We start from the raw sequence: 22,940 nt of genomic DNA on the forward strand, positions 1-22,940 counted from the left end.
GGTCAGACCTCGAGGAGCTCGGACTCCTTGTTCTTCATCGCCTCGTCGATGCTCGCCACGTGCTGCGCGGTGAGGTCGTCGAGCTCCTTCTCCGCGCGGCGGACCTCGTCCTCGCCGGCCTCGCCGTCCTTGCCGATGCGGTCGAGCTCCTCCTTGGCGCGGCGGCGGATGTTGCGGATGGCCACCTTGGCGTCCTCGCCCTTCGACCGGGCCTGCTTGACCAGGTCGCGGCGGCGCTCCTCGGTCAGCTGCGGGAAGACCACGCGGATGATCGTGCCGTCGTTGGTGGGGTTGACGCCCAGGTCGGAGTCGCGGATGGCGCGCTCGATGGCCTGCAGCTGGCCCATGTCGTAGGGCTTGATGACCGCCATCCGCGCCTCGGGCACGGTGATCGAGGCCATCTGCGGCACCGGGGTGTAGGCGCCGTAGTAGTCGACCGTGATCCGGTTGAAGATCGAGGGGGTCGCCCGGCCGGTGCGGACCGACCCGAGGTCCTCCCGGGCGACCGACAGCGCCTTGTCCATCCGCTCCTCGGCGTCGAGCAGGGTGTCGTCGATCACGGGGGTTCCTCTCCTCCTGCGGCAGGTGCCGCCGTGCGCTGCAGTGCTGGTGCCACCCGGCACCGGGGTCCGGCCGCTCCGGCCGGTCAGCTGATCAGTGTCCCGATCCTCTCACCTGCGACGGCGCGCGCGATGTTGCCGTCCTTCAGCAGGTTGAACACGACGATCGGCATGCGGTTGTCCATGCAGAGGCTGATGGCCGTGGCGTCGGCGACCTTGAGCTGGTCGGCCAGCACGGTGGCGTAGTCCAGGTCGGTGTACATGGTGGCCGCCGGGTTGGTGCGCGGGTCGTCGTCGTAGACGCCGTCGACGCCGTTCTTCGCCATGAGCAGCACCTGGCAGCCGATCTCCAGCGCCCGCTGCGCCGCCACCGTGTCGGTGGAGAAGTAGGGCATGCCCGCACCCGCGCCGAAGATGACCAGCCGGCCCTTCTCCAGGTGCCGGACGGCCTTGCGCGGGATGTAGGGCTCGGCGACCTGGCCCATGGTGATGGCGGTCTGCACCCGGGTCTCCAGGCCGACCTGCTCGCAGAAGGCCTGCAGGGCCAGCGCGTTCATGACCGTGCCCAGCATGCCCATGTAGTCGGCGTGCCGGCGGTCCATGCCGGCCTGGGCGAGCTCGGCGCCGCGGAAGAAGTTGCCGCCACCGACGACGACGGCCACCTGCGTGCCGCCGTGGACGACGTCGGCCAGCTCCTGGGCGATGCTGGAGACGATCGCCGAGTCGACGCCGACACCGCCGCCGCCGAAGGCCTCACCGGAGAGCTTCAGCAGCACCCGCCGGTAGCCCCGCCCGTCGTTCGAGGTGAGGGTCGCGGGCTCGAAGAGCACGCCCTCCGGCGTCGTGGCCGTCGTGTCACTCACTGGCTTCCCCTGGTTCCGTGTCGGTGGATCGATCCTGCCCCATGGGCCGCCGCGGGTCTCCCGCTGCCGGCCCCGGGCAGACCATCGGCCCCGTCCCGGGAGGGGGCGGGGCCGATGGTGGCGTGCTGGGGGCCTGGCTCAGGCCTGGCCGACCTCGAAGCGGGCGAACCGGTCGACGACCAGGCCGGCGTCGCCGATGACCTGCTGCACGGTGCGCTTGGGCTCGGTGATCGACGGCTGCTCGAGGAGGACGAAGTCCTTGTAGTAGGCGTTGACCCGACCCTCGACGATCTTGGAGATCGCCTGCTCGGGCTTGCCCTCCTCCTTGGCGGTCTGCTCGGCGACCCGGCGCTCGGTGTCGACGGCCTCGGCCGGCACCTCCTCGCGGGAGAGGTACCGCGGGCGCGCGGCGGCGATGTGCATCGCCAGCGAGCGCGCGGCGTCCTCGCTGCCACCGCGGTACTGCACCGCGACACCGATGGCCGGGGGCAGGTCGGTGGCGCGCTTGTGCAGGTACACCGCGGTCGGACCCTCGAAGAGGGCGAACCGCGAGAGGACCAGCTTCTCGCCGATGCGGGCCGACTCGCCCTCGATCAGCTTCTCGACGGTCTGGCCGTCGACCTCGACGGCCAGCAGCGCCGACACGTCGGCCGGGCTCTGCTCGATGGCGATCTCGAGCAGGCGCTCGGCCAGCGCGACGAACTCGGCGTTCTTCGCGACGAAGTCGGTCTCGCAGTCGAGCTCGAGCAGCGCGCCGTGCTTGCTCACGACGATGCCGTTGGTCGTCGAGCGCTCGAGGCGCTTGCCGACGTCCTTGGCGCCCTTGACGCGGAGGAGCTCGATGGCCTTGTCGTACTCGCCGTCGGCCTCGGTCAGGGCCTTCTTGGCGTCCATCATGCCGGCGCCGGTGGCGTCGCGGAGGCGCTTCACGTCAGCTGCGGTGAAGGCGGGCATGTCACTTCCTCTGGGTGGTGGTGGTGGTGCGGGGCGGAAGCCGCCCCGCGGCGTTCGGAGGGCCCGGCCGGGGCCGGGCACGCGGCGGCGCCGCCCCTCACCGCGCGAGCGGGAGGAGCGGCGCCGGAGCGTCAGCCGTTCTGGGCGCCCTGGGTGCCGGTCTCGGTGCTGCCCGTGGCGGGCACGCCCTCGACCGGGGCGACCTCGTCGGCGGTGACCGTCGGGGCCTCGGCCGGGGTCTCCGGCAGCGGGGTGGCGGCGGCGTCGCCGGACTGGCCGGTCAGCAGCTCGCGCTCCCAGTCGGCCAGCGGCTCGGCCTCGGCACCGGCCGGGGCGCCGTCCTCGCTGCGCCCGGCGTTGGCCTGCGCGGCGGAGCGGGCCATGAGGCCCTCGGCGACGGCGTCGGCGATCACGCGGGTGAGCAGCGCGGTCGAGCGGATCGCGTCGTCGTTGCCCGGGATCTTGTAGTCGACCTCGTCGGGGTCGCAGTTGGTGTCGAGGATCGCGACGACCGGGATGTTCAGCTTGCGAGCCTCGCCGACGGCGATGTGCTCCTTCTTGGTGTCCACGATCCAGACGGCGCTGGGGATCTTCTGCATGTCGCGGATGCCGCCGAGGGAGCGGTCCAGCTTGGCCTTCTCGCGGGAGAGGACCAGCTGCTCCTTCTTGGACAGGCTGACCAGCACACCGGTCTGCTCCATGTCCTCGATCTCCTTGAGGCGCTGCAGGCGCTTGTGGACGGTCGAGAAGTTGGTGAGCATGCCGCCCAGCCAGCGCTGGTTGACGTAGGGCATCCCGACGCGCTGCGCCTGCTCGGCGATGACCTCCTGGGCCTGGCGCTTCGTGCCGATGAACAGGATCGTGCCGCCGTGGGCGACCGTCTGCTTCACGAACTCGTAGGCCTGGTCGATGTAGCCCAGGGTCTGCTGGATGTCGATGATGTAGATGCCGTTGCGCTCGGTGAAGATGAAGCGCTTCATCTTCGGGTTCCAGCGACGGGTCTGGTGCCCGAAGTGGACCCCGCTGTCGAGCAGGTTCTTCATGCTGACGACGGCCACGTGTCAGCCCTTCTGTGCAGGCGCGACCCGGTGGGCCGCGCTCCTCGGTTGTCGCGGGCACCGGGTGGTGCACCGCCCTGGTGTCCAGCAGCCCCGTCCGCCCGTCCGGGGACGGGACCGAGGAGGCGGCTGCCCCGCGCCGCGGGGAGCGGCGGCGGGATCAGGACACGCGAAGTCGGCCTGCCGCTGGCAGACCGCACGCCCAGCATACGTCGTCGGTGCGCGGCGCCTCACCCGGCGTCCCCAGCCGGTCGTCCCGTCCACAGCTCCCGTCACGGACCGTCCTCGGCCGCCGCCGCGGGCGAGGCTCCCCGGTGTGCTGATCCGCGTCCTCTGCCTGGCCTCGCTCCTGCTGCTGGCCGCTCCCCCGGCCGCCGCGGCGTCCGCCGTGCCGGTGCCGGTGCCGGTGCCCGTGGCGTTGTGGACCTGGCCGCTGGCCGGCCCCCCGCCGGTGACCCGCGGCTTCGACGTGCCCGGCGGTCCGTACGCGGCCGGCCACCGCGGTGTCGACCTGGCCGGGGCCGCCGGCGGGCCGGTGCTGGCCGCGGGCGCGGGCACCGTCGCGTTCGCCGGGACGGTCGCCGGCCGGCCGGTGGTGAGCGTGCAGCACCCCGACGGCCTGCGGACGACGTACGAGCCGGTGCAGCCGGCGGTGGCCGCGGGTCAGCCGGTGGCGCGCGGCAGCCCGCTGGGCGTGCTGGTCGCCGGGCACAGCGGGTGCCCGGCCGGGGCGTGCCTGCACTGGGGCGTCCGGCGCGGGGAGGTGTACCTGGACCCGCTCACCCTGCTGCGCCCGCCACGCGTGCGCCTGCTGCCGTGGGACGGGGCCCGGTCCCGGCTACGGTCGGGGCGTGCGGTTCCGACGCAAGCGCAAGCAGGAGATCCCGGCCGAGCAGCCCGGCAGCCCGGCGGTCCCGGGGGCCACCGGTCTCCCGACCGAGGCCGACCTCAGCGGCTCCGACGCCGCGGCGGCCCAGGTCCGCCGGGACCTGCAGGGCGTCATCGACCGGTTCGGCTGGGCCGTGGTGCACGGCGGGGGCGGTGCCGCCGGCGCGCGGTACTCGCACACCGTCGGGCTGACCGCGGGCGGCCACCCGGAGGTCATCGTGACCGGGCTGCCGTTCGAGGCCGGGGAGAAGTACCTCAACCTGGCCGGCCGGGCGATCACGGCCGGCGCCCGGTTCACCCCCGGTGCCGCCACGACCGTGCTCACCGACGTGGACTCGCCGGTGGTCTTCCTCGCCGTCACCGATGCCGAGCGGCTGACCGTCGCCGAGCAGTTCTACGGGCGGCCGGTCGAGGCGCTGCAGCTGGTGTGGCCGGACTCCACCGGGCTGCTGCCCTGGCAGGAGGGCCACCGCAACCCGCCCACGGCGCAGCCGCTGCTGGGTCCCCTGCCCGGCGACGACGAGGCACCCTCCCCCGCGGACGGGCCCGGGGCCTGACCCGACCGGCCCCGGGCGGGCGGGCGGCTGAGCCGGGCCGCCCGCCCGGGGCCGGGTCATGCCGCCGCCGTCAGGCGATGTCGGCGAGCTTGGTGCGCAGGTGCAGCACGGCCTTGGTGTGCAGCTGGCAGATCCGGCTCTCGGTGACGCTCAGCACCCGGCCGATCTCGGCCAGGGTCAACCCCTCGAAGTAGTAGAGGCTCACCACGACCTTCTCCCGGTCGGGCAGCTGCTCCACCGCGCGGGCCAGCAGCTGGCGGGCCTCACCGTGCTCGGCCATGGCCTGCGGGTCGAGGGCCTGGGAGTCCTGCAGCGTGTCGACCAGCCGCGGTGCGGAGCCGTCGTCGTCGACGAGCAGCTCGTCCAGCGCCACCACGTTGACCAGGGAGAGCTGGCCGAGGAACTTCCGGACGTCCTCGACGTCCATCTCCATCTCGGCGGCGATCTCCTCCTCGGAGGGGTTGCGCTGCAGCTTGGCCTCCAGCGCCGCGATGGTGCGCTCGAACTGGCGGGCCTTCATCCGCACCGAGCGCGGGATCCAGTCGGTGGAGCGCAGCTCGTCGATGATCGCGCCGCGGATGCGGGACATCGCGTAGCTCTCGAACTTGATCTCCCGCGACGGCTCGAAGCGGGTGATCGCGTCGATGAGCCCGAAGGTGCCGTAGGAGACCAGGTCGGCCTGCTCGACGTGCGCGGGCAGACCGCTGCCGACCCGGCCGGCGACGTACTTCACCAGCGGCGCGTAGTGCAGGATCAGCCGGTCGCGCAGCGCGGAGTCCCGGTCCACGACGTACCGGGCCCAGAGGTCGGCCACGACGGCGTCGGGGTCCTCCCCGGTCTCCTGCTGGTGGACAGTCGCCTCAGACACCGGTCCGCCTCCGCACCGTCGTTCCCCGTTCTCCGTGCCCTGCTCGTGCGCCGCGTGCTGCGGCGCGCAGGAAGTCCTTGCTGGTCGTCATGCCCGCGGGTGTGCCTGCGCGTGCACCGCACGGAGCCGCTCGACGGTCACGTGCGTGTAGACCTGCGTGGTGGCGAGGCTAGCGTGCCCGAGCAGCTCCTGGACCGACCGCAGGTCGGCGCCGCCCTCCAGCACGTGCGTCGCCGCCGAGTGCCGCAGCCCGTGCGGCCCGATGTCGGGGGCGCCGGGGGTGTCCGCCATGGCGGCGTGCACCACCCGCCGGGCCTCGCGCGGGTCGAGCCGGGCGCCGCGCACGCCCAGCAGCAGCGCCGGGCCGCTGCGGTCGGTGGCCAGCTGGGGCCGGCCGCGGGTCAGCCACGCGTCCAGCGCCGCCGCCGCGGGGGCGCCGAACGGGACGCTGCGCTCCTTGCGGCCCTTGCCCAGCACGCGCAGCAGGCGCCGGCCGCGGTCGACGTCGTCGACGTCGAGGCCGACGAGCTCGCCGACCCGGATGCCGCTGGCGTAGAGCAGCTCGAGCACCAGCGCGTCGCGCAGCCGGACGGCGGCCTCGGCCGGGTCGTCGGCGGCGCCGGCCACCCGCTCCTCCGCCTGCTCGAGCACCGTGCGGGCCTGGTCGGCGGCGAGCACGCCGGGCAGGGTGCGGTGCGCCTTGGGGCTGGCCAGCCGGAGGCCGGCGTCCTCGGCCACCTGGCCGGTGCGCTTGAGGTGGGCGGTGAACGACCGGGCCGACGCGGCCCGCCGGGCGGTGGTGGCCCGGCTGTCGCCGCGGGTGCGGCCCTGGGCCAGCCAGCTGCGCAGGGTGGCGAGGTCGAGGTCGGCCGGGGTCGCGCCGCTGCGCCGGACGAGGTGGTCCAGCAGCGACACGACGTCACCGACGTAACCGCGCACGGTGTGGTCGGAGAGGTCGCGCTGCAGCCGGAGGTGTTCCTCCCAGGCGTCGAGCGACTCGGCCAGGGCAGCCGGCAGCGCGGCGCGCAGCTCTGCTGTCCCGGCGACCACGGGGCGACTGTCCGTTGCGCGGCCCGGCGGGTCAACCGGACGCGCCGGAGCACCGGTCGCACCCGACCGGTCAGCCCTTTCCCCGCCCCGGTCCCGGTCGTTCCTCGGCCGTCGGCGGCGGTGCGATCCGCCAGCCGGTGCCGGTCCACTCGACCAGCCCGGCCAGCTCCAGCGCCGGCAGCACCCGCAGCACGTCGACGACCGCCACCCCGGCCACCGAGGCCAGCCGCTCGGGCGGCACCCCGCGGCGCACCGGGCAGGCGTCGAGCACCCGCCGCGCCAGGTCGCTGAGCTCGTCGCGCGGATCGCCGGGCCGGTCGGGCAGCGGTGCCAGGTCGTCGCCGAGCCGGCCCACGGTCTCGACCACGTCGGCGGCCGAGGCGACCAGCACCGGCGCCGCGCGCTGCTCGTCCCCCTGCTCGCGGTCGCGCAGCAGCTGGTGGCAGCCCACCGACATCGCGCTCGTGACCGGCCCCGGGACCGCCATCACCGTGCGGCCGAGGTCGCGGGCCCGGTGCGCGGTGGCCAGCGCGCCGGACCGGGCCGCGGCCTCGACCACGACGGTGCCCCGGGTGAGCCCGGCGATCAGCCGGTTGCGGACCAGGAACCGGTGCCGCAGCGGCGCGCATCCCGGTGGCCACTCGCTGACCAGCAGACCGCCGTCGCTGATGCGGGCGAAGAGCGCCGAGTGGCCCGCCGGGTAGGCCCGGTCGACGCCGCAGGCGAGCACGGCCACCGTCGGGCCACCCGCAGCCAGCGCACCGCGGTGCGCGGCAGCGTCGATGCCGAAGGCGCCACCGGAGACCGTCGTCCAGCCGCGCTCCCCCAGCCCGTGGGCGACCTCGGCGGCGACGTGCTCGCCGTAGGCGGTCGACGCGCGGCTGCCCACCAGGGCGACCGACCGGTCGACGGTGTCGTCCAGGCGGGCGTCGCCGCGCACCCAGAGCGCCAGCGGCGGGACCAGCGACCTGGTCCGGTCCACGGCCTTCGCCCCGTCGGACCGGTCGGCGGCCTGCTGGGCCGCGGCCAGGGTGAGGCAGTGCAGGGCGTACCGCGGCCACTCGTCGTCCTCGGGGACGACCAGCCGGGCACCGCAGCGCTCGGCCCGCCACAGGTCGTCGGCGGACGTGTCCTCCCCGGCGCGGGTGCCGACCAGCGCCTGCACCGCCGGCGGCGCGCTGCCGGCGCGCAGCGCGTCGACGGCGACCACGGGCCCCGCCTCCTCGACGTACTGCCAGGCGTCGACCGAGCCCGGTTCCAGCGCCCGGGTGAGCCACGCGCGGGCCTGGCGGACCGCCGGGTCGGCGACTCCCGGCCCGGTCATGCCGCCACCCGCTGCAGCCGCATGCCCAGCGCCTCGGCGACCTCGTCGGGTCCCGGCACCGTGCGGCCTGCCAGGTCGCTCAGCGTCCACGCCACCCGGAGCACCCGGTCGAAGCCGCGGACCGACAGCGCGCCGCGTTCCAGGGCCCGTTCGGCGAGCGCCAGCGCCGCCCGGGGCACCGGCCACCGCTCGCGCAGCAGCCGGCCGGGCAGCTGGCTGGTCAGCTGGAGCCCGGTGCCGGCGAACCGCTCGGCCGCGGCGGCCCGGGCGGCTGCGACCCGGGCCGCGACCGCCGCCGTCGGCTCGGGCGTGCCCGCGTCGTCCAGCCAGGCGGCCCGGGTGACCGGCGGCAGGTCGACCCGCAGGTCGATCCGGTCCAGCAGCGGCCCGGACAGCCGCGCCTGGTACCGGCGGCGCTCCAGCGGGCTGCACGTGCACGCGGTGTCGCCGGCGGCGGTGGCGCACGGGCAGGGGTTGGCGGCCAGCACGAGCTGGGTGCGGCACGGGAAGGTGGCCGACCCGCTGGCCCGGTGGATCGTGACCGACCCCCGTTCGAGCGGCTGGCGCAGCGTGTCGAGCACCGCCCGCGAGAACTCGGGTGCCTCGTCGAGGAACAGGACCCCGCGGTGCGCGCGGGACAATGCCCCGGGTCGGATCTGCCCCGAGCCACCGCCGACGAGGGCGGGCATGGTCGCCGAGTGGTGCGGCGCCTCGAACGTCGGCCGGGTGACCAGCGGTGCCCCCGGCGGGAGGGTGCCGGCGATGGAGGCGATCGCGGTGACCTCGAGCGCCGCCGCCTCGTCCAGCGGTGGCAGCAGACCGGGCAACCGCTCGGCCAGCATGGTCTTGCCCGCGCCGGGCGGGCCGGTGAGGAACAGGTGGTGCCCGCCGGCCGCCGCCACCTCCACCGCGCGGCGGCCGGCGGCCTGCCCCACGACGTCCGCGAGGTCGGGCCCTGGTGGCTGCGACGGCGCCGGCCGGCGCCGGTGCGGGAGGAGCGCCGCGCCCTTCCCGGTGAGGTGCGCGACCACCTGACCGAGGCCGGCCGCGGCCAGCACCTCGACGCCGGCGACCAGCGCCGCCTCGTCGGCGTTGTCGGCCGGCACCACGACCCGCCGGTGACCGGCGTCGGCGGCGGCCAGCACCGCGGGCAGCACCCCGCGGACGGCCCGCACCGCACCGTCGAGCCCGAGCTCACCGAGGAGGACCAGCTCCTCGACGCGCTCGGCCGGCACCACGCCGCGGGCGGCGAGCACCGCGACCGCGAGCGCCAGGTCGAAGCCGCTGCCCTGCTTGGGCATCGCGGCCGGTGACAGGCTGATCGTGACCCGGCGCAGCGGGAACTCGTGACCGCCGTTGGCGATGGCGGCCCGCACCCGGTCGACCGACTGCCGCACGACCGCGTCGGGCAGCCCCACCAGGGTCACCGTGGGCACCCCGGGCGCGAGGTCGACCTCGACCTCGACCAGCGCGCCGCGCACGCCCACCAGGCCGACCGACCAGGTCCGCGCGAGGCTCATCAGAACGCGTTCCGCAGGTGGACGACGCGCGGCCGCCCGGACCCGGGCACCAGCACGCCGATGACGTCGAACCGCAGGTCCGGCGCGTGCTCGTCGTGGGCGTCCAGCCAGGCCCGGGCCAGCGCCCGCAGCCGGCGCCGCTTGTCCGGGGTGACCGCCTCGACCGGGTGGCCGTAGCCCTGGGCGCGGCGGGTCTTCACCTCGCAGAAGACGATCGTCGCGTCGTCCCGGGCGACCAGGTCGAGCTCACCGGCGCGGGTGCGCCAGTTCCGGTCGAGGACGCGCAGGCCGGCGTCGGTGAGCACCCGGACGGCGATCCGCTCGCCGTAGGCGCCCAGGGCCGCGCGCTGGTCGGGTGGCGGGGAGCTGGCTGGCGTGGACACCGGCCCACCGTCGCGCCGCGGACCGGCGCCCGGCCAGGTCCGCGATCAGGTTGTGGACGGCCGCCCGGGCTGTGGACGGCCGGCGGCGCCCGGTCCGCTCCCGGGTGCACCCTGCGCGCATGCGCAGGGTGCACTGGTCGGACGAGGCGGGCGGCTCAGCTGAGCCGGGGGTTGTCCGGGAGCTCGAGGTCGGGCTTGTCCAGCTCCTCGACGTTGACGTCCTTGAACGTCACCACCCGCACGTTCTTCACGAACCGGGCCGGCCGGTACATGTCCCACACCCACGCGTCGGACAGCCGCAGCTCGAAGTAGACCTCACCGCCGGCGTTGCGCACCTGCAGGTCGACCGAGTTGGCCAGGTAGAACCGCCGCTCGGTCTCCACCACGTAGGTGAACTGGCGGACGATGTCCTTGTACTCGCGATAGAGCTGCAGCTCCATCTCGGTCTCGTACTTCTCGAGGTCCTCGGTGCTCATCGGGCGTGCTCCAGGGGGGCCGGCGGGACCACGGCGGGTGCGCCGGGCGTTCGGTCGGGGGTCGACGGGTCGAGCACCGGACCATCATCGTCCATCGGCGCAGGAGCGGACAGCGGCGCGGTGCGGGCGGCGTGGGCTGCCCGGGCGCGCGCCACGTTCACGAACCGCATCCGGTGCTCCGCGCACGGCCCGTGCCGGTCCAGCGCCGCGCTGTGCACGTCGGTGATGTAGCCCTTGTGCTCGGCGAAACCGTACTCGGGGAAGCGCTCGTGCAGCTCCAGCATCATCCGGTCCCGGGTGACCTTGGCCAGCACGGACGCCGCGGCCACGCACGCCGCCACCCGGTCGCCCTTCCACACCGCCAGCGTCGGCTGGGCCAGGCCGTTGACCGGGAACCCGTCGCTGAGCACGTAGTCCGGCGCCGGGTCCAGCACGCTCACCGCGCGCCGCAGCGCCTCGATGTTCGTCACGTGCATGCCCCGCGCGTCGAGCTCGGCGACCGGGATGACCACCACCGACCAGGCCACCGCCCGGTCGACGACCTCGGCGTAGACCTGCTCGCGGCTGGCGGCGGTCAGCAGCTTGGAGTCCGCCAGCCCCGGCACCCGGCCGCGCCGGCCGGGAGGCAGCACGCAGGCGGCCGCGACGAGCGGCCCGGCGCAGGCACCGCGGCCGGCCTCGTCGGCGCCGGCGATCGCGGCGAAGCCGCGCCGCTGCAGGGAGCGTTCCATCCGCCAGAGGTCCTCCTCCGGATCCGCGGCGGCGGAGCGGGAGGTCGGGGCGGAACGGGGAGGAGTGGATCGAGCGGCCATCGCCTCCCGACCCTACGACGGGTGCTCGGAGCGGTCGGGCAACGAGGGGCGGAAAGGCGCGAGCCGGTGCCTGGGGGAACAGGCACCGGCTCGCGGTGGCCCGCACCGGCCGAGGGGAACGGCCAGGGGGCCTGCCGGGGCGACGACGGAGGAAGCGCCCCGGACGGGGAACGGGCCGGGCGCCGCGTTGAGCAGGCGCCCGACCCCGATCGGGGGCTACAGCTCGCTGGCGGCCAGCGACCGGCCGTGCGCGCCGCAGGAGCAACCGGGGTTGCGGGAGGAGAGCACCAGCGACACCGCGTGCGCGCGGTCGCGGGCGCCGAGCTTGCGGAGGATCGCCTTCACGTGCGACTTCACCGTGTCCTCGGAGATGAAGAGGTTCTTGCCGATCTGCCGGTTCGACTGGCCCTGCAGCAGCTCCTCCAGGACGTCGGACTCGCGGCGGGTCAGCGGCACCTCCGGCTGCAGCGGGCGGCCGACCGGCACGACCTCGCCCTCGGTGCGGCGGATCTGCGGGTCGACGACGGTGCGGCCGGCGCGGGCGGCGAGCACCGCCCACCCGAGCAGCGTCGGCGAGGTGTTCATCAGCAGGTAGCCGCGCACACCGGCGGCGAGCGCCTCGTTGACCACGGCCGGGTCGTCGCTGGTGGCCAGCGCCACGATGGTGATCGTCGGGTAGCGGCGGCGCAGGTCCCGGCAGGCGCTCAGCGTCACGGCCTGGTTGCCGTGGGCGCCGGTGCCCAGCTCGACGACGACGGCGTCCGGGCGGGCCGTCTCGGCCAGCGTCAGGGCGCGACGCGGCTCGCCGGGAGCGCCCACGGCCTGCAGCCCGGCGGTCTCGTTGACCATGCTCAGCAGCCCGCGGCGCAGGACCGGCGCGTCCGCCAGGATGAGGACGCGGGTGACCCCACGGGTGGCGTTCGCCAGAGGTGCAGACACAGCAGGTGCTCCGTTCACGGTGCGGGAACTCTCGAGAGAGAGTTCGACCGGGTGAACGAATTGCTTGAACACTTTTTTCGAGAATTGTCGCGGCTCACGTCACCGCGTGCGCCACAGGAATGGTGCGGGCTGCCGGAATGGCAACCGGAAAAGGCGTCAGGAGCCGTCGAGCTCGCGTCCGGGCCGGGTCGGCGGCGACCGGCGCAGCCGCCGCCAGCCGGTGCGCGGCGGACGGCGGGACGGTCCGGTGAGCCGCAGCGGACGGCTGCGCAGCCGACGGCGCGCGGCGGTCAGCGGCACCGCGCCGGCCAGGCCGATCAGGTAGGGCGTGGCGACGGCGGCCGTACCCGAGACGACCGGCAGCGCGTGCGCCGCGGCCGCCCCCTGGTCGTCGGTGCCCTGGATGTCAGGGCTGTCCAGCACGCCGATCCGGTTCAGCGGCCACACGATGAGCGCCGCCTTGCCGATGACGTCGTCCACGGCGATGGTGCCGGCGTACTTGTCGCCGATGTGCTCACGGGAGTCCGCGGAACCCGAGCGGTGGTCGCCCATCACCCACAGCCGACCCTGGGGCACGGTCACCGGGCCGAACTCGCGACCGGTGGGCGGACCGGCCCCCAGCGGGCTGTTCTGGTAGATGTAGGGCTCGTCCAGCGGCTTGCCGTCGACGGTGACCCGCCCCTCGGCGTCGCAGCACTGCACGGTCTGGCCCTCGGTGGCGATGACCCGCTTGACGAAGTCGTCCTCGCTGGGCGGCGCGACGCCGATCGCCCGGCCCAGCGCCAGCAGGCCCTTGGACACGACGTTCCCCGGCTCGTCGACCCGGATCTCCGGGCTCCAGGTGTCCGGGCCCTTGAAGACGACGATGTCGCCGGGCTCGGGCTCGCCGAACCAGTAGGGCACCTTGTTGACCAGCACCCGGTCACCGGTGCAGCCGGTGCAGCCGTGCAGGGTCTGCTCCATCGAGCCGGACGGGATGAAGAACGCCTGCACGAGGAAGGTCTTCACCAGCAGGGCCAGCACGAACGCGATGACCAGCAGCACGGGCAGCTCCTTCAGGAGCGAGCCCTTCTTCTTGTCCCCGCCGTCGCTCTTCCTCCCGCGGCGCCCCGTGCGGGCGGTGGAGCCGCCCTCGGTGGGGTGCTGCGCGGCGGCGTCAGCCTGTTCTGCGGGGTCAGGGGTGCTCATCGCCGGACAGCGTACGGTCCGCGGCTGTGCGGGGCCGCCGACCCGCCCGCGCCGGGCCGGCACTCCCCCGGACGCACCGCGGGCCGGCTGCCATCGGCAGCCGGCCCGCGGAGGGAGTGCAGCAGTTCGCGAACGCTGGGGTCAGCGCGCGACGACCTCGCGCTTCTCCTTGATCTTGGCGGCCTTGCCGCGCAGCTCGCGGAGGTAGTACAGCTTCGCCCGGCGGACGTCACCGCGGGTGACGACCTCGATCTTCTCGACGACCGGGGTGTGCACCGGGAAGGTGCGCTCCACGCCGACGCCGAAGCTGACCTTGCGGACGGTGAAGGTCTCGCGGATGCCGCCACCCTGGCGACGGATGACGACGCCCTGGAAGACCTGGATGCGAGAGCGGTTGCCCTCGATGACCCGCACGTGCACCTTCACGGTGTCCCCGGGGCGGAACTCGGGGATGTCGTCGCGCAGCGACGCGGCGTCGAGGGCGTCCAGGGTGTTCATCGCAGCAGTCCTCAGTTCTGGCGGAAACTCAGCTTGGTCGAGCTCGGTGGTACGGGCAGCGGTCGTCCCGGAGCTGTCCGTGCCGGGAGCCGCGCTCCGCCTCCTGCGCCGGCCCGGTCAGGGACGGCTGCGGGCGCGGAGCCACCGTCGACCTCGGCCGACAGCGTGCAGCAGCTCTCTACTGTGCCACATCTTCAGGTGACGATGCGCGGCGGCCCCGTCCAAGGCCCGTCGAGCAGCTCACCGAGGGCGGTCGCCAGCTCGGCGGGCGCGAACCGCGCCCCGCCGGCGGTGATCTCGGCGGGGGTCCACCAGCGGTGCGGCTCGTCGGCGAGCACCTCCAGCTCGGTGCGCGCGGCCGGCACCACGTCGTGCTCGACGCCGCGGAGCACGAAGAAGGTCTCGCGGGAGTCGATGACCTGCTCACCCCACCGGCCGACGTGGCGCCGCAGCCACACCGGCCCCTCGAGCGCGGCCGGGTCGACCACCAGCCCGGTCTCCTCGGCCAGCTCCCGGACCGCCGCGGTGCGCAGGTCCTCGCCGTCCTCGACCCCGCCGCCGGGCGTGTACCAGAACAGCACGTCGCCGGGCACCTGGTCCGGGCCGGTCAGCCGGGCGCCGAACAGCAGCAGCCGGTGGAGCGGGTCGAGCACCAGGACCCGGCTGGTGGGCCGCACCCAGACCGGCGCGGTCACGGCTGGGTGCTCACGGCTGGGGGTCGGCGTCCAGCACGGCCCGGTCGGCGGCGGTGAGCGCGCCGTCGGGCAGCGCGGCCAGCAGGTCGGGACGGCGGTCCGCGGTGCGCCGCAGCGACTCGCCGCGCCGCCAGCGGGCGATCGCGGCGTGGTCGCCGGACAGCAGCACCGGCGGCACCTCGTGCCCGCGCCAGGACGCCGGGCGGGTGTAGCTGGGGCCCTCGAGCAGGCCGTCGGCGTGCGAGTCGAACTCGACCGACTCGGCGTTGCCGACGACGCCGGGGATGAGCCGGGTGACGGCCTCGACCATGACCAGCGTGGCGGACTCGCCGCCGGCCAGCACGTAGTCGCCGATCGAGACCTCCGACACGGGCCCGGCGGCGGCGGCCCAGTCGGCGACCCGCTGGTCGATGCCCTCGTACCGGCCGCAGGCGAAGACCAGGCCGGGCTCGGTGGCCCACCCGGCGGCCATCGCCTGGGTGAACCGGCGGCCGGCCGGGGTGGGGACGACGAGGCGGGTGCCCGCGGGGCGGACCTCCTCCAGCGCCCGGGCCCACGGCTCGGGGCGCATGACCATGCCCGGGCCGCCGCCGTACGGGGAGTCGTCGACGGTGCGGTGCACGTCGTCGGTCCACTGGCGCAGGTCGTGCACGCCGATGCTGACCAGCCCGCGCTCGGCGGCCTTGCCCAGGAGCGACTGGCGGAGCGGCGCGAGGTACTCGGGGAAGATCGAGACGACGTCGACGCGGAAGGCGCTCACAGGTCGAGCAGCCCCTCGGGCGGGTCGACGACGACCCGGCCACCGGCCACGTCCACGGTCGGGACGATGGACGCGACGAACGGGACGAGCAGCTCGCCCCCGTCGGTGCGGCGGACCACCAGGAGACCGGCGCCGTCGTGGGTCACCGCGGTGACCTCCCCCAGCACCGTGCCGTCGGGCAGCTGCGCGGCGAGCCCGACCAGCTGGTGGTCGTAGAAGTCGTCGGGGTCCTCGAGCTCGGGGAGGTCGGTGACCGGGACGACGAGGCGGGTGTTGCGCAGCGCGTCGGCGGCGGTGCGGTCGGCGACGGTCACGCCGTCCGGGCCGGCCAGCTGCAGCAGGAGGGTGCCGCTGTGCCAGCGGCTGCCCACCACGGTGAGCGGCCCGCGGGACGCCGGCTCGGTGAGCAGCGTCGTCCCGGGGGCGAAGCGCAGGTCGGGGTCGTCGGTGCGGACCTCGACGGTGACCTGACCACGGACACCGTGGGGCCGGCCGATGCGGCCGACCACCACGGTGTCGGGGTGTTCGCTGGCGCCAGCGGCGCCGGTCGTGCTCAGCGTCGATCAGCGCCCGTCGGTGTCGACGACGTCGACGCGCAGACCGCGGCCGCCGACGCCGGTCATCACCTGGCGCAGCGCCTTGGCGGTGCGCCCGCCGCGGCCGATGACCTTGCCGAGGTCGTCGGGGTGCACCCGGACCTCGAGGGTCTTGCCGCGGCGGCCGTTGACCAGGTCGACCACGACGTCGTCGGGGTTGTCGACGATGCCCTTGACCAGGTGCTCGAGCGCCTCTTCGAGCACGTCTTACTCGGCGGGCGTCTCGGCGGCCGGGGCCGCCTCGGCCGCGGCGTCGGCAGCCGGAGCAGCCTCGGCCTTCGGGGCGGCCTTCTTCTTCGGCGTGGTGGCGTCGGCGGAGGGCTCACCCATGGCGGCGCGGGCGGCCTCCTCATAGATGGCCTTCTTGTCGGGCTTGGGGGCCGCGACCTTCATCGGGGCCGGAGCCGGCTCGCCCTTGAACTTCTGCCAGTCGCCGGTGACCCGGAGGATGGCGGCGACGGCCTCGGTCGGCTGCGCGCCGACACCCAGCCAGTACTGCGCCCGCTCGCTGTCGACCTCGATGAAGGAGGGGTCCTCCTTCGGGTGGTACTTGCCGATCGTCTCGATCGAGCGGCCGTCCCGCTTGGTGCGGGAGTCGGCGACGACGATGCGGTAGTACGGGGCGCGCATCTTGCCGAGACGCATGAGCTTGATCTTGGTGGCCACGGTGGGTGGTGTACTCCTCGAACGCTGTGTCGGTGCCCGCCGGACGGACGTGTGGGGTCACGCCGGGGCGGAGCGAGGGACACGGCCGGCAACGGTGAGAGGGCCGCCCACCGCCGTGTTCGACCATTCATTGTGCCAGATCCCCCGGCCGGCTCTCATGTCGCGCTCGGCACCCTCACCGGGAGGGCCTCGCGGAGGACCCGGGAGGCGCCCCCGCACCGGCCGCCGCCCCGGCCCGCTCGGCGGCCTGCGCGCTGATCGCCCGGGTGGACGGCGAGTGGGCGAGGACCACGGCGCCGACCGACAGCAGCACCAACGAGACGACGACGGCGGAGATCGTGCCCGCCCCGTGCGGCAGCGGGACGTCGAACGTGTAGACGCCCAGCACGTAGCTGATCACCGGGGCGGTGACGGTGCTCGCGGCGACCGCGACCGCCAGCGACCCGGCGGCGTACGCCTGCTGGGCGAGCAGCACCCCGAGGACGGTCGAGACCGCGATGCCGTACCCGGGCCAGTCGCGGGCGGTGGCCCAGACCCCCGGGCCGGCGAGGCTGGCGATCGTGAGCTTGATGTTCACCGCGGTCGCGGCGTGGCAGATCCCGGACGCGACGCCGTACAACGCCGCGCGGGTGAGCGAGGACCGTCCCGCGGCGAGCGCGACCAGCACGACGATGAGCCCGGCGCTGGCGGCCATGGACAGCAGCACGGCCGGCCGGTCGGCGGCGCCGCTGCCCGGCGCGGCCCCCGGCACGGCGAGGAACACCGCGACGCCGGCGCAGATGGCCACGACGGCCGCCCAGTCCCGGGGCAGCGGCTTCCGGCGGGTCTCGCGGGCCGACAGCGGCAGGTCGAACACCAGCTGGGTGGTCATCAGCGGCTGCACCCGGGCCACCGACCCGTAGTGCAGCGCGCCGGCCTGGGTGATCGTGCCCAGGGTGTTGAAGACCCAGCCCAGCCACCACACCGGGTGCTTCAGCAGCCAGCCGAACTGCCGCAGCACCGGCAGGTAGCGGGAGACGATGCCGTCCGGGCGGCGCGGCGTCCACCCCCGTTCGGCGACCAGCTGGGAGGCGCGCTGCTGGTAGCTGGCGGCGAGGGCGTTCAGCAGCGCGGTGAGCAGCGCGAGCGCCGTCCCGAGGACCACCGCGCCGCCTCCCTGGGCTCCTGGTGCCGTCCGGCCCGCCGTCAGCCGCGGACGGCCGTCAGCACCGCCTCGCGGGCGTCGGCCACGGCGACCTCCGACCGCTCCCCGGACCTCCGGTCGCGCACCTCGATGGCGCCGTCGGCCAGCCCGCGGCCCACGGTGACGATCGTCGGCATGCCCAGCAGCTCGGCGTCCTTGAACTTCACGCCGGGCGAGACCTTCGGGCGGTCGTCGAACAGCACGGTCAGCCCGGCGGCGACCAGCTCGGCGGCCAGGGTCTCCGCGTACTCGAAGACCGCGGCGTCCTTGCCGGTGGCGACCAGGTGGACGTCGGCCGGCGCGACCGACCGCGGCCAGACCAGGCCCAGCTCGTCGTGGGTGCTCTCGGCGATCGCGGCCACCGCGCGCGAGACCCCGATGCCGTAGGAGCCCATGGTGACGGTGACCAGCTTGCCGTTCTCGTCGAGCACCTTCAGGTCCAGCGCCTCGGCGTACTTGCGGCCCAGCTGGAAGATGTGCCCCATCTCGACGCCGCGGGCGAGCTCCAGCGGGCCGGAGCCGTCGGGCGCCGGGTCGCCGGGCAGCACCTCGGCGGCCTCGATGACGCCGTCCCAGGTGAAGTCCCGGCCGGCCACGAGGTCGAACACGTGCTTGCCGGGCTCGTTGGCGCCGGTGATCCAGCGGCTGCCGGGGACGACCCGCGGGTCGACCAGGTAGCGGATCCCGGACTTGCCCTCGCTGCCGAGCACCTGCGGGCCGATGTAGCCCTTGACCAGCTCGGGGTGGCCGGCGAAGTCGGTGAACGGCTCGACCTCGGCCGGGCTCACCTGCGCCTCCAGGCGCTTGGTGTCGACCTCGCGGTCGCCGGGCAGGCCGACGACCAGCGGCTCGCGGGTGCCATCGGGGTGCACCAGCGTGACGACGACGTTCTTCAGCGTGTCCGCCGCCGTGTGGCCGGCGTCCGGGAACAGCTCGTTCGCGACGGCGACCAGCGTCTCGATGGTCGGGGTGTCGGGGGTGTCCTCGACGTGCGCCTCGGGCAGCCCGTCGAAGGGGATCGACTCGGGGACGACGGTGCTCACCGCCTCCACGTTCGCCGCGTACCCACCGGGCGAGCGGACGAAGGTGTCCTCACCGATCGACGTCGGGTGCAGGAACTCCTCGCTCTTGGACCCGCCCATCGCCCCGGACATCGCCGAGACGATCACGTACTCCAGGCCCATCCGGTCGAAGATGCGGATGTAGGCCTCGCGGTGCGCGGCGTAGGAGCGGTCCAGGCCGGCGTCGTCCACGTCGAAGGAGTAGCTGTCCTTCATGGTGAACTCGCGGCCGCGGAACAGCCCGGCCCGGGGCCGCGCCTCGTCCCGGTACTTGGTCTGGATCTGGTACAGCGAGACCGGCAGGTCCTTGTAGGAGCCGTAGAGGTCCTTCACCAGGAGCGTGAACATCTCCTCGTGCGTGGGCCCGAGGAGGAAGTCGTTGCCGCGGCGGTCCTTGAGGCGGAACAGGTTGTCGCCGTACTCGGTCCAGCGGCCGGTCGCCTCGTAGGGCTCACGCGGGAGCAGCGCGGGGAACTGCACCTCCTGCGCGCCCATCGCGTCCATCTCCTCGCGGACGATGCGCTCGACGTTGCGGAACACCCGGTAGCCCAGCGGCAGCCAGGTGAAGCCCCCCGGCGCAGCGCGCCGGATGTAGCCGCCGCGCACGAGCAGGCGGTGGCTGGGGACCTCGGCGTCGGCCGGGTCGTCGCGCAGGGTGCGCAGGAACAGGGTGGACATCCGCAACAGCACGGGACCAGTGTCCCAGGCGGTCCCCGATCCGCGCCCACGGGTTTAGGAGGTCGGCTCGGGAACCGCGCCGGGGTCGCCGCCCGGGTCGTCCGGGGTGGGCTCGACGGGCGCCGGCGGGAGCGGCTCGGGTGCGTCGGGGAGCAGCTCGCCGGGGTCGTCGGGCACCGGCACGTCGGGGTCGATGACCGGGTCCGGCTCGGGGATGGGCGCGACCATGCCCCGAGTCAACCAGCGCCGCGCGGGTTCAGCAGATGATCCGCCCGCGCAGCACCATCCGCTGCGGCCGCTGCAGGGTGTCCAGGTCCGTGCGCGGGTCGGCCGCGTAGACGACGAGGTCGGCCGGCGCGCCCTCCTCGATGCCGGGCAGCCCGAGCCACTCCCGCGCGCTCCAGGAGGCCGCCGCCAGCGCCGCCTCGGCCGGCAGCCCCGCGGCGTGCAGCGCCCGGACCTCGTCGGCGATGACCCCGTGCGCGATGCCGCCACCGGCGTCGGTGCCGGCGAACACCGGCACGCCCGCCTCGTACGCGGCCCGCACCACGGCGCCGGACTGCGCGTACAGCCGCCGCATCGTCGAGGCGTACGCCGGGAACCGCTTCTCCCCCGCCGCGGCGAAGCCCGGGAAGTTCTCCACGTTGACCAGCGTCGGGACGACGGCCGTGCCGCGGGCGGCCATCTCCCCGATGAGCTCCTCGGTCAGGCCGGTGCCGTGCTCGATGCAGTCGATGCCGGCGGCCAGCAGGTCGGGCAGGGCGTCGGTGCCGAAGGTGTGCGCGGTGACCCGGGCGCCCTCCTGGTGGGCCGCGGCGATGGCCGCCGCGACGACGTCCGCGGGCCACTCCGGCGCCAGGTCGCCGACCCCGCGGTCGATCCAGTCGCCGACCAGCTTCACCCAGCCGTCGCCGCGGCGGGCCTGCACCCGCACCTGCTCGACCAGGTCGGCCGGCTCCAGCTCGATCGCCAGCTCCGGGATGTACCGCCGGGTCGCGGCCAGGTGCCGGCCGGCCCGGATGATCCGCGGCAGGTCCTCGTGCTCGTCGAGCACCCGGGTGTCGACCGGCGAGCCGCAGTCGCGCAGCGCGAGCACCCCGGCGTCCCTCTCGGCGAGCGCCTGCTCCCGCAGCCCGGCGAGGTCGTCGACGTGCGCCCCGCCGAGGCCGAGCCCGACGTGGCAGTGCGCGTCGACCAGCCCGGGCAGCAGCCAGCCACCGCGGCTGACGGTCTCCGCTCCCGGGACGGGCTCGAGGGTGATCCGCCCGTCGCGCACCCAGAGGTCTCGGTGCTCCCCCTCCGGGAGGACGACGCCGGACAGGTGCAGGGCGGGCGGCGGCGTCACCGGATCAGCGGCCCTGGTCCTTGAACTGGCTGAAGTCCAGCTTGGACAGGTCCGGCATGCCCTGGCCCGGCGGCAGGCCGGGCAGGTTGCCGGGCAGCTGCTGGCCGCCGGGGAGCTGACCGGGCAGGCCACCGGGGAACCCGCCCGGGGCGCCGATCGGCCGGCGGGCCGGGCCGCCCTTCGCCTTGCCCTTGCCCTTCTTGCCCTTGCCGCGGGCCTGCACCTGGTTCTGCCGGCCGCGCTGCTTCTTCGACATGGGACCCACGCCGGGCATGCCCATGCTGCCGGCCATCTGGCCCATCATCTTCTGCGCCTGGACGAACCGCTCCAGCAGCTGGTTGACGTCGGTGACGCTGACGCCGGAGCCGTTGGCGATGCGCACCCGCCGCGAGGCGTTGATGATCTTCGAGTTGACCCGCTCCTCGGGGGTCATCGACCGGATGATCGCCGCGGTGCGGTCCAGGTCGCGCTCGTCGATCTGCTTGAGCTGCTCCTTCATCTGCCCGGCGCCGGGCAGCATGCCGAGCAGGTTCGCGATCGGGCCCATCTTGCGGATGGCCATCATCTGCTCGAGGAAGTCCTCGAGGGTGAAGCCCTCCCGCGAGGCCAGCTTGCCGGCCATCTTCTCGGCCTGGTCGACGTCGAACGCCTGCTCGGCCTGCTCGATGAGGGTGAGCACGTCGCCCATGCCGAGGATGCGCGAGGCCATCCGCTCGGGGTGGAAGACGTCGAAGTCGGTGAGCTTCTCGCCGGTGGAGGCGAACATGATCGGCTGGCCGGTGATCGACCGCACCGAGAGCGCCGCACCACCGCGGGCGTCGCCGTCGAGCTTGGTGAGCACCACGCCGGTGAACCCGACGCCGTCGGCGAAGGCCTGGGCGGTGGTGACCGCGTCCTGGCCGATCATCGCGTCGAGGACGAACAGCGTCTCGTCGGGGTGGACGACGTCGCGGATGCCGGCGGCCTGCGCCATCAGCTCGGCGTCGATGCCCAGCCGGCCGGCGGTGTCGACGACCACCACGTCGTGCATGGTGCGGCGGGCGTGCTCGATCGAGTCGCCGGCCACCTTGATCGGGTCGCCGATGCCGCTGCCGGGCTCTGGGGCGTAGACGTCGACGCCGGCCTGGCCGGCCACGACCTCCAGCTGCTGGACGGCGTTGGGGCGCTGCAGGTCGGCGGCGACCAGCAGCGGGGTGTGGCCCTGGCTCTTCAGCCACCGGCCGAGCTTGCCGGCCAGCGTGGTCTTGCCGGCACCCTGCAGGCCGGCGAGCATGATCACCGTCGGCGACTGCTTGGCGTAGCGGATGCGGCGGGTCTCCCCGCCGAGGATCCCCACCAGCTCCTCGTTGACGATCTTGATGATCTGCTGGGCGGGGTTCAGCGCCTGGGACACCTCGGCCCCGCGCGCCCGCTCCTTGACCGCCGCGATGAACTCGCGCACCACCGGCAGCGCGACGTCGGCCTCCAGCAGCGCGATGCGGATCTCGCGCGCGGTGGCGTCGATGTCGGCCTCGGAGAGCCGGCCCTTGCCGCGCAGACCGGTGAAGACCTTGTCCAGGCGGTCGGAGAGGGTCTCGAACACAACACGTCCTCAGGAAGTCGGGCGTGCAGCCGCACGGCCGGGCAGTCCGGCCCCGCCGTCCGGCTCGGGCACCCGGGGCCACCCCGGGGCCGTCACGCCACCTGCCACCAGGGTATCCAGCGGCGCAGCCGCTGCGTCAGGGCCGACGCGCGTCAGGCCGCGCGCCGGGCGGCGGCGCGCTCGACCCGGGTGGAGGCACCGGTCAGCAGCGCCGTCCCGCAGTCGACGCAGACCCACTCCGGGCAGTCCCCGCCGTCCTCGGTGTGGCCGTCGGCGCACGGCGGCTGCTCGAAGTCGGTGTCGTCACCGCAGGTGGGGCACGCCCAGCTCATCAGGTCCGCCACGGGTCTCCCCCTCGCATCGGGTCGTGGCGGGCCGGCCGGCCCGCCGGCGACCGCGGCGGCCTGCTGCGCGGAGCGGGAGATGTCGCGGATCG

The 22,940-nt window shown here is 74.6% G+C and carries 26 protein-coding genes and 1 pseudogene; 2 read left to right on the plus strand and 25 right to left on the minus strand.

Going from position 1 to position 22,940, the window contains the following annotated elements:
- Positions 1 to 2: 2 nt before the first annotated feature.
- The 4 genes from frr to rpsB all read right to left on the minus strand — a co-directional run bounded on the left by frr (position 3) and on the right by rpsB (position 3,435).
- Entirely contained in the window at positions 3 to 560 is a 558-nt protein-coding gene (gene frr, locus AB0J00_RS20610; RefSeq protein WP_357748574.1) for a ribosome recycling factor, read from the minus strand.
- An 86-nt stretch (positions 561 to 646) separates the two neighbouring features.
- The gene (gene pyrH / locus AB0J00_RS20615) at positions 647 to 1,390 is read right to left on the minus strand and encodes a UMP kinase (RefSeq protein WP_357748642.1); all 744 of its coding nucleotides are present in this window, start codon (positions 1,388 to 1,390) and stop codon (positions 647 to 649) included.
- A gap of 171 nt (positions 1,391 to 1,561) precedes the next feature.
- Positions 1,562 to 2,377, minus strand: a complete 816-nt coding sequence (gene tsf / locus AB0J00_RS20620) for a translation elongation factor Ts (RefSeq protein WP_357748577.1) — start codon at positions 2,375 to 2,377, stop codon at positions 1,562 to 1,564.
- A 131-nt stretch (positions 2,378 to 2,508) separates the two neighbouring features.
- Positions 2,509 to 3,435, minus strand: a complete 927-nt coding sequence (gene rpsB, locus AB0J00_RS20625; protein WP_357748579.1) for a 30S ribosomal protein S2 — start codon at positions 3,433 to 3,435, stop codon at positions 2,509 to 2,511.
- Between rpsB and AB0J00_RS20630 the strand changes: the two are divergent.
- Positions 3,419 to 4,201: pseudogene (locus AB0J00_RS20630) on the plus strand (M23 family metallopeptidase); the annotation flags it as partial. The gene rpsB and the pseudogene AB0J00_RS20630 overlap by 17 nt on opposite strands.
- 85 nt (positions 4,202 to 4,286) lie before the next feature.
- Entirely contained in the window at positions 4,287 to 4,880 is a 594-nt protein-coding gene (locus AB0J00_RS20635; RefSeq protein ID WP_357748581.1) for a DUF4262 domain-containing protein, read from the plus strand.
- Between the two features lie 70 nt (positions 4,881 to 4,950).
- Here AB0J00_RS20635 and whiG read toward each other — a convergent pair whose 3' ends face one another.
- From whiG to AB0J00_RS20740, 21 genes are all read right to left on the minus strand, one after another.
- Positions 4,951 to 5,748 (minus strand): RNA polymerase sigma factor WhiG, encoded by a 798-nt coding sequence (gene whiG, locus AB0J00_RS20640; protein WP_357748583.1) that lies wholly within the window; start codon positions 5,746 to 5,748, stop codon positions 4,951 to 4,953.
- A gap of 87 nt (positions 5,749 to 5,835) precedes the next feature.
- Positions 5,836 to 6,798, minus strand: a complete 963-nt coding sequence (locus AB0J00_RS20645; protein WP_357748585.1) for a tyrosine recombinase XerC — start codon at positions 6,796 to 6,798, stop codon at positions 5,836 to 5,838.
- Between the two features lie 70 nt (positions 6,799 to 6,868).
- Complete coding sequence (gene dprA, locus AB0J00_RS20650) at positions 6,869 to 8,122, minus strand: DNA-processing protein DprA (RefSeq protein ID WP_357748588.1); 1,254 nt, start codon at positions 8,120 to 8,122, stop codon at positions 6,869 to 6,871.
- Positions 8,119 to 9,642 (minus strand): YifB family Mg chelatase-like AAA ATPase, encoded by a 1,524-nt coding sequence (locus AB0J00_RS20655; protein ID WP_357748592.1) that lies wholly within the window; start codon positions 9,640 to 9,642, stop codon positions 8,119 to 8,121. Before AB0J00_RS20655 ends, dprA begins: the two co-directional genes overlap by 4 nt.
- Positions 9,642 to 10,025 carry a YraN family protein gene (locus tag AB0J00_RS20660; protein WP_357748594.1) on the minus strand — a complete coding sequence of 128 codons (384 nt, stop codon included), beginning with the start codon at positions 10,023 to 10,025 and terminating at the stop codon, positions 9,642 to 9,644. Before AB0J00_RS20660 ends, AB0J00_RS20655 begins: the two co-directional genes overlap by 1 nt.
- Positions 10,026 to 10,180: 155 nt before the next feature.
- Positions 10,181 to 10,501 carry a DUF2469 domain-containing protein gene (locus AB0J00_RS20665; protein ID WP_357748597.1) on the minus strand — a complete coding sequence of 107 codons (321 nt, stop codon included), beginning with the start codon at positions 10,499 to 10,501 and terminating at the stop codon, positions 10,181 to 10,183.
- Entirely contained in the window at positions 10,498 to 11,232 is a 735-nt protein-coding gene (locus tag AB0J00_RS20670) for a ribonuclease HII (protein WP_357748600.1), read from the minus strand. Before AB0J00_RS20670 ends, AB0J00_RS20665 begins: the two co-directional genes overlap by 4 nt.
- Positions 11,233 to 11,529: 297 nt before the next feature.
- Positions 11,530 to 12,252, minus strand: coding sequence for a response regulator transcription factor (locus AB0J00_RS20675; protein ID WP_357748602.1), 723 nt, complete (start codon positions 12,250 to 12,252; stop codon positions 11,530 to 11,532).
- A 156-nt stretch (positions 12,253 to 12,408) separates the two neighbouring features.
- On the minus strand, positions 12,409 to 13,440 hold the full coding sequence (gene lepB / locus AB0J00_RS20680) for a signal peptidase I (protein WP_357748605.1): 1,032 nt from the start codon (positions 13,438 to 13,440) through the stop codon (positions 12,409 to 12,411).
- 141 nt (positions 13,441 to 13,581) lie between these two features.
- Positions 13,582 to 13,938, minus strand: coding sequence for a 50S ribosomal protein L19 (rplS, locus tag AB0J00_RS20685; RefSeq protein ID WP_357748608.1), 357 nt, complete (start codon positions 13,936 to 13,938; stop codon positions 13,582 to 13,584).
- 194 nt (positions 13,939 to 14,132) lie between these two features.
- Positions 14,133 to 14,633 carry an NUDIX domain-containing protein gene (locus tag AB0J00_RS20690; protein ID WP_357748611.1) on the minus strand — a complete coding sequence of 167 codons (501 nt, stop codon included), beginning with the start codon at positions 14,631 to 14,633 and terminating at the stop codon, positions 14,133 to 14,135.
- 10 nt (positions 14,634 to 14,643) lie between these two features.
- Positions 14,644 to 15,393, minus strand: a complete 750-nt coding sequence (trmD, locus tag AB0J00_RS20695) for a tRNA (guanosine(37)-N1)-methyltransferase TrmD (RefSeq protein ID WP_357748613.1) — start codon at positions 15,391 to 15,393, stop codon at positions 14,644 to 14,646.
- Complete coding sequence (gene rimM, locus AB0J00_RS20700; protein WP_357748616.1) at positions 15,390 to 15,905, minus strand: ribosome maturation factor RimM; 516 nt, start codon at positions 15,903 to 15,905, stop codon at positions 15,390 to 15,392. Before rimM ends, trmD begins: the two co-directional genes overlap by 4 nt.
- 51 nt (positions 15,906 to 15,956) lie before the next feature.
- Positions 15,957 to 16,193 (minus strand): RNA-binding protein, encoded by a 237-nt coding sequence (locus AB0J00_RS20705; RefSeq protein WP_014742367.1) that lies wholly within the window; start codon positions 16,191 to 16,193, stop codon positions 15,957 to 15,959.
- A 3-nt stretch (positions 16,194 to 16,196) separates the two neighbouring features.
- Positions 16,197 to 16,655, minus strand: coding sequence for a 30S ribosomal protein S16 (gene rpsP / locus AB0J00_RS20710; protein ID WP_357748619.1), 459 nt, complete (start codon positions 16,653 to 16,655; stop codon positions 16,197 to 16,199).
- A 175-nt stretch (positions 16,656 to 16,830) separates the two neighbouring features.
- Positions 16,831 to 17,799 carry a DMT family transporter gene (locus AB0J00_RS20715; RefSeq protein ID WP_357748621.1) on the minus strand — a complete coding sequence of 323 codons (969 nt, stop codon included), beginning with the start codon at positions 17,797 to 17,799 and terminating at the stop codon, positions 16,831 to 16,833.
- A 41-nt stretch (positions 17,800 to 17,840) separates the two neighbouring features.
- Entirely contained in the window at positions 17,841 to 19,589 is a 1,749-nt protein-coding gene (locus tag AB0J00_RS20720) for a proline--tRNA ligase (protein ID WP_357748624.1), read from the minus strand.
- Between the two features lie 42 nt (positions 19,590 to 19,631).
- Positions 19,632 to 19,805, minus strand: a complete 174-nt coding sequence (locus AB0J00_RS20725) for a hypothetical protein (protein ID WP_357748626.1) — start codon at positions 19,803 to 19,805, stop codon at positions 19,632 to 19,634.
- A 28-nt stretch (positions 19,806 to 19,833) separates the two neighbouring features.
- On the minus strand, positions 19,834 to 20,922 hold the full coding sequence (locus AB0J00_RS20730) for an amidohydrolase family protein (RefSeq protein WP_357748629.1): 1,089 nt from the start codon (positions 20,920 to 20,922) through the stop codon (positions 19,834 to 19,836).
- A 4-nt stretch (positions 20,923 to 20,926) separates the two neighbouring features.
- Positions 20,927 to 22,504 carry a signal recognition particle protein gene (gene ffh / locus AB0J00_RS20735; protein WP_357748631.1) on the minus strand — a complete coding sequence of 526 codons (1,578 nt, stop codon included), beginning with the start codon at positions 22,502 to 22,504 and terminating at the stop codon, positions 20,927 to 20,929.
- A 152-nt stretch (positions 22,505 to 22,656) separates the two neighbouring features.
- Positions 22,657 to 22,940: hypothetical protein (locus tag AB0J00_RS20740; protein WP_357748633.1), on the minus strand; the 284-nt coding region annotated here is incomplete at its 5' end.

It is taken from the genome of Modestobacter sp. NPDC049651 (assembly GCF_040659695.1).
Lineage (GTDB): Bacteria > Actinomycetota > Actinomycetes > Mycobacteriales > Geodermatophilaceae > Modestobacter.

Bases quoted from the DNA above. Each gene is read 5' to 3' on its own strand.
- tsf (WP_357748577.1), bottom strand. From the start codon at position 2,377: ATGCCCGCCTTCACCGCAGCTGACGTGAAGCGCCTCCGCGACGCCACC.
- dprA (WP_357748588.1), bottom strand. From the start codon at position 8,122: ATGACCGGGCCGGGAGTCGCCGACCCGGCGGTCCGCCAGGCCCGCGCG.
- AB0J00_RS20655 (WP_357748592.1), bottom strand. From the start codon at position 9,642: ATGAGCCTCGCGCGGACCTGGTCGGTCGGCCTGGTGGGCGTGCGCGGC.
- AB0J00_RS20665 (WP_357748597.1), bottom strand. From the start codon at position 10,501: ATGAGCACCGAGGACCTCGAGAAGTACGAGACCGAGATGGAGCTGCAG.
- AB0J00_RS20670 (WP_357748600.1), bottom strand. From the start codon at position 11,232: ATGGAACGCTCCCTGCAGCGGCGCGGCTTCGCCGCGATCGCCGGCGCC.
- lepB (WP_357748605.1), bottom strand. From the start codon at position 13,440: ATGAGCACCCCTGACCCCGCAGAACAGGCTGACGCCGCCGCGCAGCAC.
- rplS (WP_357748608.1), bottom strand. From the start codon at position 13,938: ATGAACACCCTGGACGCCCTCGACGCCGCGTCGCTGCGCGACGACATC.
- AB0J00_RS20725 (WP_357748626.1), bottom strand. From the start codon at position 19,805: ATGGTCGCGCCCATCCCCGAGCCGGACCCGGTCATCGACCCCGACGTG.